This is a genomic window from Calditrichota bacterium (genome assembly GCA_013151735.1).
In the GTDB taxonomy this organism is placed as follows: domain Bacteria; phylum Zhuqueibacterota; class JdFR-76; order JdFR-76; family BMS3Abin05; genus BMS3Abin05.
This window is the reverse complement of record JAADHR010000183.1, coordinates 1-7,050: the sequence shown is the minus strand read 5'-3', so window position 1 is coordinate 7,050 and position 7,050 is coordinate 1. Positions and strand designations below refer to the sequence as shown.

General features: G+C 53.0%; 6 protein-coding genes and 1 pseudogene. All 7 read left to right on the top strand.

The window, feature by feature from the left end; genetic code table 11:
* Window positions 1-58: 58 nt before the first annotated feature.
* Window positions 59-1,144: pseudogene (locus GXO76_12970) on the top strand (2-hydroxyacyl-CoA dehydratase).
* Entirely contained in the window at window positions 1,141-1,920 is a 780-nt protein-coding gene (locus GXO76_12965; GenBank protein NOY78768.1) for a 2-hydroxyglutaryl-CoA dehydratase, read from the top strand. The pseudogene GXO76_12970 and the gene GXO76_12965 overlap by 4 nt, the downstream one beginning before the upstream one ends.
* Window positions 1,921-1,962: 42 nt before the next feature.
* On the top strand, window positions 1,963-2,310 hold the full coding sequence (locus GXO76_12960; protein NOY78767.1) for a cupin domain-containing protein: 348 nt from the start codon (window positions 1,963-1,965) through the stop codon (window positions 2,308-2,310).
* Window positions 2,311-2,312: 2 nt separating this feature from the next.
* Window positions 2,313-5,144 carry a hypothetical protein gene (locus tag GXO76_12955; protein ID NOY78766.1) on the top strand — a complete coding sequence of 944 codons (2,832 nt, stop codon included), beginning with the start codon at window positions 2,313-2,315 and terminating at the stop codon, window positions 5,142-5,144.
* Window positions 5,145-5,356: 212 nt separating this feature from the next.
* Window positions 5,357-5,500, top strand: a complete 144-nt coding sequence (locus GXO76_12950; protein NOY78765.1) for a hypothetical protein — start codon at window positions 5,357-5,359, stop codon at window positions 5,498-5,500.
* A gap of 231 nt (window positions 5,501-5,731) precedes the next feature.
* A complete protein-coding gene (locus GXO76_12945) occupies window positions 5,732-6,208 on the top strand; it encodes a ferritin family protein (protein ID NOY78764.1) in 477 nt (158 codons plus the stop codon).
* A gap of 26 nt (window positions 6,209-6,234) precedes the next feature.
* The coding region (gene nfo, locus GXO76_12940; GenBank protein NOY78763.1) for a deoxyribonuclease IV at window positions 6,235-7,050 on the top strand (816 nt) is incomplete at its 3' end.

Below are 7,050 nucleotides of genomic sequence, written 5' to 3'. Positions count from 1 at the left end.
TTTAGAGGGTCGCTATGCCAACGGTGCTCGAAAGGTGGCCTGGGTCACGTCCTGAGCGCCCATCGAGATTTTAAAGGCGCTCGGGTTTTACATCCTTTACCCGGAAAACCATGCCGCCCTTTGCGGGGCTCGGCGCCAGGCAGTAGCCATTGCCACCGAGGCTGAAAACGCCGGTTTTTCGCGGGATATTTGCTCCTACGCCCGCACGGACATCGGTGCCGCTTTCTCCGGAAAGACACCCGTGGGAAAGCTTCCCCGCCCGGACGTCCTGCTGGCCTGCACGAACATCTGCCAGACCGTGCTGTACTGGTACCGCGTACTGGCCGACTATTTCCACGCGCCCCTGATTCTTGTTGACACCCCGTTCGTGTACACCGAAGCCACTCCGAACGACGTGGCCTACGTAAAACGCCAGCTGGAAGCCATGATTCCCGAGGCGGAAAAAATCGCGGGCAAACGTCTTTCCTTTAAAAAGTTGAAAGAGGTCCTGCGCCTGAGCAAGGAAGCTTCATTTCTCTGGCTGGAGGTTCTGAACCGCGGCAAACACCGCCCGTCGCCGCTTACCGCTTTTGACGGCTTTATTCACATGGCGCCCATTGTCGACCTCCGCGGGGAACCCGTTGCGGTGACGTACTACCAGGATTTACTGAAGGAAATCGATGAGCGGATTGACAGGGGCATTGCCGCCGTCAGAAATGAAAAGAAACGGCTCATCTGGGACAATCTGCCCATTTGGTTCAAACTGCGGGAGCTGGCACAGACCTTTGCCCGTCACGGGGCGAATATCGTGACGGCCACCTACACAACCGCCTGGGGTGAATTAGCCCCCCTGATGGACGAGACGCGTCCGCTTGAATCTATTGCGCGCACCTACCTGCACCCGATTTTGAATCGCGGCACCGGCCACAAATTGCAAACCATGAAAAAAATGGTGCGGGAGTTTTCCGCTGACGGGGTTGTGCTCCACTCCGACCGCTCCTGCAAACCCTACTCCCTGGGGCAGATCGACCAACGCGACTATTTTGTGAATGACACCGGCATTCCGGCGCTGCTTTTGGAGGCCGATCACAACGACCCGCGTGCATATTCGGATGAACAGGCCGAAAACCGCATTGCGGCTTTTCTGGAGATTTTAGAGGGATGAGTGACGAAAAAGTAGCTGCCCTGGGATTGGATGCGGGTTCCACGACCTGCAAAATTGTGGGGGTGAATGCGGCCGGAAAAATGATCTGGCACCTGCTGGAACCGGCCGATCCGCGTGTGGAAGATCAGGTGGCACACATGCTGGCGGAGGCCGAAAAGCGATTCGGTTCGCTGGATGCCATTCCCCTGGTAGCCACCGGGTACGGGCGAAAGCTGGTTAAAAACGCCACGCGCAATCTGACGGAAATCACCTGCCACGCCCGCGGTGTGTACCACGAGCTGCAAAAACCCGGCACGCTGGTGGACATTGGGGGCCAGGACAGCAAGGTAATTATCATTGGCAAAGAGGGGCGGGTCATCGATTTCGTGATGAACGACAAATGCGCGGCCGGAACGGGGCGGTTTCTGGAAAACACCGCCGGACGTCTGCGTGTGCCGTTGGATGTTTTGGGTCGAACGGCCCTCTCGGTGGATCAGGAAGAGAAAATATCCAGCACCTGCACGGTATTTGCCGAATCGGAAATTATTTCCCTGGTAGCGCACGGCGTGGCCGTGGAGCCTATTTTGCGCGGCCTGCACCGCTCGCTCATTTCGCGCATTGTGGCGATGATCCGCAGCGTGGGTCTGGTGCCGCCGCTGATGCTGTCCGGCGGTGTGGCACAAAACGAGGCCATGCGCAAAATGCTGGAAGAAGAAACGGGCGAATCCGTTCATCTGCCCCACTACCCCCAGCTTACGGGAGCCTACGGTGCGGCGCTCATTGGGCTGGGAACGTAAAACATCCCGTTAATCCTGTCACAATTAAACAAAGAGGCAAACATGACGATCAAAACCATCACAGATATTTCCGTTGAAACATACGACAGCGACACAGTTAAGGGTGTCAAAAAATGGGTGCTGCTTTCCGAACCGGATGGCGCTCCCAATTTCCGAATGCGTTTGTTTGAGGTGAAACCCGCCGGCTTTACACCTTATCATCAGCACGATTACGAGCACGAGGTTTTTATTTTAGAGGGTGAAGGAGAGGTGGTGGGCGAAAAAGGAACCCACCCCATCTCGGCCGGGCAGGCCGTTCTGGTGCTTCCCAATGAATGGCACCAGTTTAAGAACACCGGCCAGGTACCGCTGAAATTTATCTGTGTCATCCCGATGGTAGAGGAAGTCTGAGCGTGCGGCGGCTTCTTCTGTGTTTCCCGGTGTTTTTGCTTTTGCTATCCACCGGACAGGCCCAAATCGAGGTGGGGGCCAATCACCCGGAGCTGCACTGGATGGTTTTCGAAACGGATCACTTTAAGATTATCTACCACCAGGAACTCAAGGACGTTTCCCGGGAGGCGGCACAAATTGCGGAAAACTCCTTTTTCTCGATCACACACGCCCTGAAAATCATCCCGAAAAAGAAAATTGTGCTGGTACTTCAGGATACGGATGATTATTCCAACGGGCTTTCCAATCCGCTGGGGCACGTGATTCACATCTGGACCCCTGCCATGCCCAAGACCACTACCGGCCGGCTGCGGTGGCTGCGGCGGGTTATTGCGCACGAGCTGACGCACGAAATCCATTTTTGGGGATTGCGTAATTTTAGCGGCGTGTGGTGGGAATTAATCGGTCTCGGTACCACACCGGACTGGTTCACAGAAGGACTGGCGCAATATGAAGCGGAAACCTGGGATCTGCACCGGGATTTGCTGCTTCGGGTGAGTTGGTGGAGTCAAAAGCTTCTTCAAATCAAAGACTTACAGGGGTTTGTTGGAACCGATCCGGTTGACTCCCGTTTGGTGTACGAGGAAGGGCACAGCCTGGTGCGGTACGCCTCCCGCCGTTGGGGGGATCAATTTTTACCGGATTTTATCGCCGCACACCGGGAATTTCCGCTCAGTTTCGATTGGAATCTTTATCATAAAACGGGACTAACCGAGCGAAAGCTTTACCGTGTGTGGTTGGATTCTCTGTCGCAGCACTACTTCCGCTGGAAAAAGGGCCGGGAATTTATGTCCGATGTGGCAAAGCCGTTCCCGACGCCTTTTCAGGGCGCGTACAGCATCCGATGGGCGCCGGATGGAAGAAGGGCTGCCGTTGTGGGCATTCCTCATTTCGACGGCTGGCTGCCGGAACTGAGAATCTTTGAGGAAAAAAGCCGCACCTGGAGGCGCATCGGGGGGACTGATGTGCACGCCCAGACCAGTTGGTCACCCGACGGAACCAGGCTGGTTTACTCCCGGGCGCATCCGGGGGTAAGTCTGTCCACAACCAATGATCTTTTTGGGTTTGATTTTACCCGGAACCGTGAAATCCAGCTCACACACAACGAGCGTGCCACCGATCCGGATTTTTCGCCCGATGGACAAAGTCTTGTTTTTGTGAAGCACTTTCCCGGGCGCGCAAATTTGATGATGCTCAATCTGAAAACAGGCCGTACCAAGCAACTGACCCATTTTCCACTTCAAACGGAGGTGTTCTCGCCCCGCTGGGCACCGGACGGCCGGGAGATTGCCTTTTCTTTGGTCGATTCTACGGGACGGCGTGTGGTCGCTGCGATTTCGCCCGGCGGTGATTCGCTTCGGGTTCTGCAAAATTCCGGTTATGATGCCCGGTCGCCGGAATGGTCACCCGACGGAACGAAACTGGCTTACATCGATTACCGGTTCGGGACGCCCAATCTCTTTGTTATGAATCGGGACGGCTCAGATTCCCAGCCTGTTACCAATGCATTTGGCGGGTTGTTTAACCCCAATTGGAGTCCCGATGGAAAACGGATTTTTGTGACGGTTTTCGAGAGGCGCGACTCCATTCAGATCGTTTCCCTGCCTGCAGAAAGGCGGGTCCATCCCCATTACGGACCCCTTCAGATTCCCTGGACGTGGCAGAATCGAACCTTTCAGCGTTTTCCCGCTACCCGAAATTCCGTGTCTGCGTCGGCACCGAAGCCCTATCACGCGTACAGACATTTACAGTCCCTGATTGTGCTTCCGGCTCTTCAGAAGGACGATCGCGGTTACGAAGGCGGTTTTATCCACCTGCTGGCGGATCCGTTGGACAAACAGATCCTGCAGAGCTTTTTAACGGTCGGTGACGGGCGTGTTTCGGCGAATTTTATGTACGCCACCACACGGTTTCTGCCAACCCTTTCCGTTGCAATGGGTCAAAATTATGTAAACCGGGGGAATTACCTGGGGCAGCCGGGCCTGAAATTCTGGGATCGTCAGCGTGAGCTGCGGTTACAGGCCGTTTTGCCCTTTTCTTTCGGCAAAAACCTGCTGTCGATTCATCAAATGGGGGCCGGAGTAGATATTCAACACATTGAACCTATGGCTCCGGGAAAAATCTCAGCGCTTGCCAGACCGCTTCAACCCTTTTCCGGATCGGTCCATTCGCTGGACCTTTTTTACCTGTACCGATTTCAGAGGCCGGATCTGGGAAATGACATTCACCCCGTTACAGGTTTGCAGTGTGCCGTTTCCTACCGCTGGGCCGACCGGCTCATTGGCAGTAAATTGCAGTATCACGAATTCCAGGGACAATTAGCCGGGCATCTGCTGATGCCCTTTCGCCGCGATGTTCTGGCGGTACGGGCCGGCGGTTTCTGGCATCAGGGCGGTTGGATATCCCAGGCACCGCCTCAAATATCTTCCAATCTTGTGAGGGGCCTGACCCGCACACTGGAGGGAACACGGCAGCTTACGGGAACTCTGGAGTACCGCATTCAACTGATTCGGAATCTTCGGTTGTACCTCCTTCGGCTCCTTTATGTTGAGCGAGTGACCATGGCCTTTTTTACTGATGGCGGCCGGGCCTGGGGAGAAAGTACGAACAGTTTTTTGGGAAAATTATCTCTCTCTTTCCGTGAATCTACCTGGCATACAACGGTAGGCTCGGAGTTTCGAGTGCGCCTGTGGCCTCTGGCAAAACTGCCCATTGTGGTACGGGCAGGCATCGGCCGGGAGATCGTTCCAAAAAAATCGTGGAAAATTTACTTTTTATTTGCGCCTGTCTTCTAAATTTAATAAATTATTATATTCGGAACGATTATTGTAATTATTATTCCTTGTTGAACGCGAAGGGTTCCTTTATGAAATGTCCGATGTGCGGCGCTGATATTCCAGAAGGTGAGCTGAACTGTCCCGTTTGTGGATTTGACATTCAATCCGACACTGAACAACCCCCAACCCCTCACAGAACAAAATACGGGTCTATCCTATTGAAATTTGCCATGACTCTGGGTTCCATTCTTGCCTTGTTCGAAGTATTTCGACTGGTTCTTGGGGAAACCTATTCAATGCCTGTGCTTGTTCTGGGACTCGGTTTGCTTTTGGTTGGGTATATTGCCATGCGGATTTTTCAGGTGGATGTTTAGATGCCAGCCGGTCAGAGGCATTCAAATCGCGGTTGATTTACAGGTCGACTGTTCCGCGACGGAAACAATTACACAATGGTCAGGGGGAAAATCAACCGCATTTACAAAAACTGGGGCGTGTCGTGCAGGGGCTCGATTTTTATCGAACCAGTATGCGTAAGGTTCGATTCCCGGCAGGAACCGCGTGGAATAGGAGGAAAATCTTCAAAAATTTATAGCAGGGAGGAACTCATGATTTGGGAGCGAATTGATGAATTAGAAGCTCTGCGCATAGCAATTCAATCTGAAATTGATTCTTACAAAATGTACAAGGAGGCCATTAAGCACGTTCGGGATAAGCAGGGGAAAGAATTGCTTCTGGCACTTGCAGAAGAGGAAAAACGCCATCGGCGGGAACTGGAGCGTGAATATGGTCGTATCTCCGGAAAACGTCTGCTCTACATTAACCTTCCCAAAAAAAGGCGGCTTTTTAAGGAGATTACCCCGGCGGCCACACCCCTTGAAATTTTAACGATAGCCATCGAACAGGAAAAGGAATCGATGGAGTTTTTTGAAAAGGCCGCCTTTCGGACACCGGATGCCGGGGGAAAGCGCGTGTTTGAACGCCTGGCAGAAGAAGAACGGAATCACATGCAAATGCTGGAAGCAGAATACCGAATTCGCACAAAAATGGACAGTGCGGAAGTGGTTGGCGTGGCAAAAGCCTGATTAGAAAAAAGGATTTGGAGATTCAGATGCTACTGGGAGCACATGTTTCCATTGCCAAGGGCGTTTACCTGGCCCCTGAACGAGGTGAAGAAATCGGGGCCAATGCCATCCAGATATTCTCGAAAAATCAGAGTCAGTGGGTGGGCAAACCGATTTCTTCGGAAGATGCCGAAAAATTTAAGCGCGCCTGGGAAGAGTCAACAATTGAGGCGGTTGTTATTCACGATTCCTACCTGATTAATTTGGGGAGCCCGGATGAAACGCTGCTGGAAAAATCCCGGGAGGCTTTTCTGGATGAAATGGATCGTGCCGAACTCTTGGGTGTGCCCGATTTGGTATTTCATCCGGGCTCCTATTTGAAGGCAACCGAAGCCTTTGGATTAAACCAAATCATCGAAAGTCTCAATGTTGTGCTCGATCAGCGCCCTGACTACACGGTACGCCTCCTGCTTGAAACCACCGCCGGCCAGGGCACGAATCTGGGGTACACGTTCGAGCAATTGGCTACCATTCGTAACGGGGTGGAGAGAAAAGAACGCACCGGAATCTGTCTGGACACCGCCCATATTTTTGCTGCCGGCTACGATATTCGCACCCGCGAGGCCTACGAAGAAACCATGGTCCGGTTTGATGAAATCCTCGGACTGGAAAATCTTTATGCCATCCACTTGAATGATTCCAAAAAGCCTTTGGGCAGCCGTGTGGATCGTCATGAAAATATTGGCAAAGGGCTGATCGGAGTGGATGCCTTTCGCTGGATTATGACAGATCCCCGGTTGGAAAACATCCCCAAAATCCTTGAAACTCCCGGCGGCCCCGAAGCCTTCAAAAAAGATATTCAA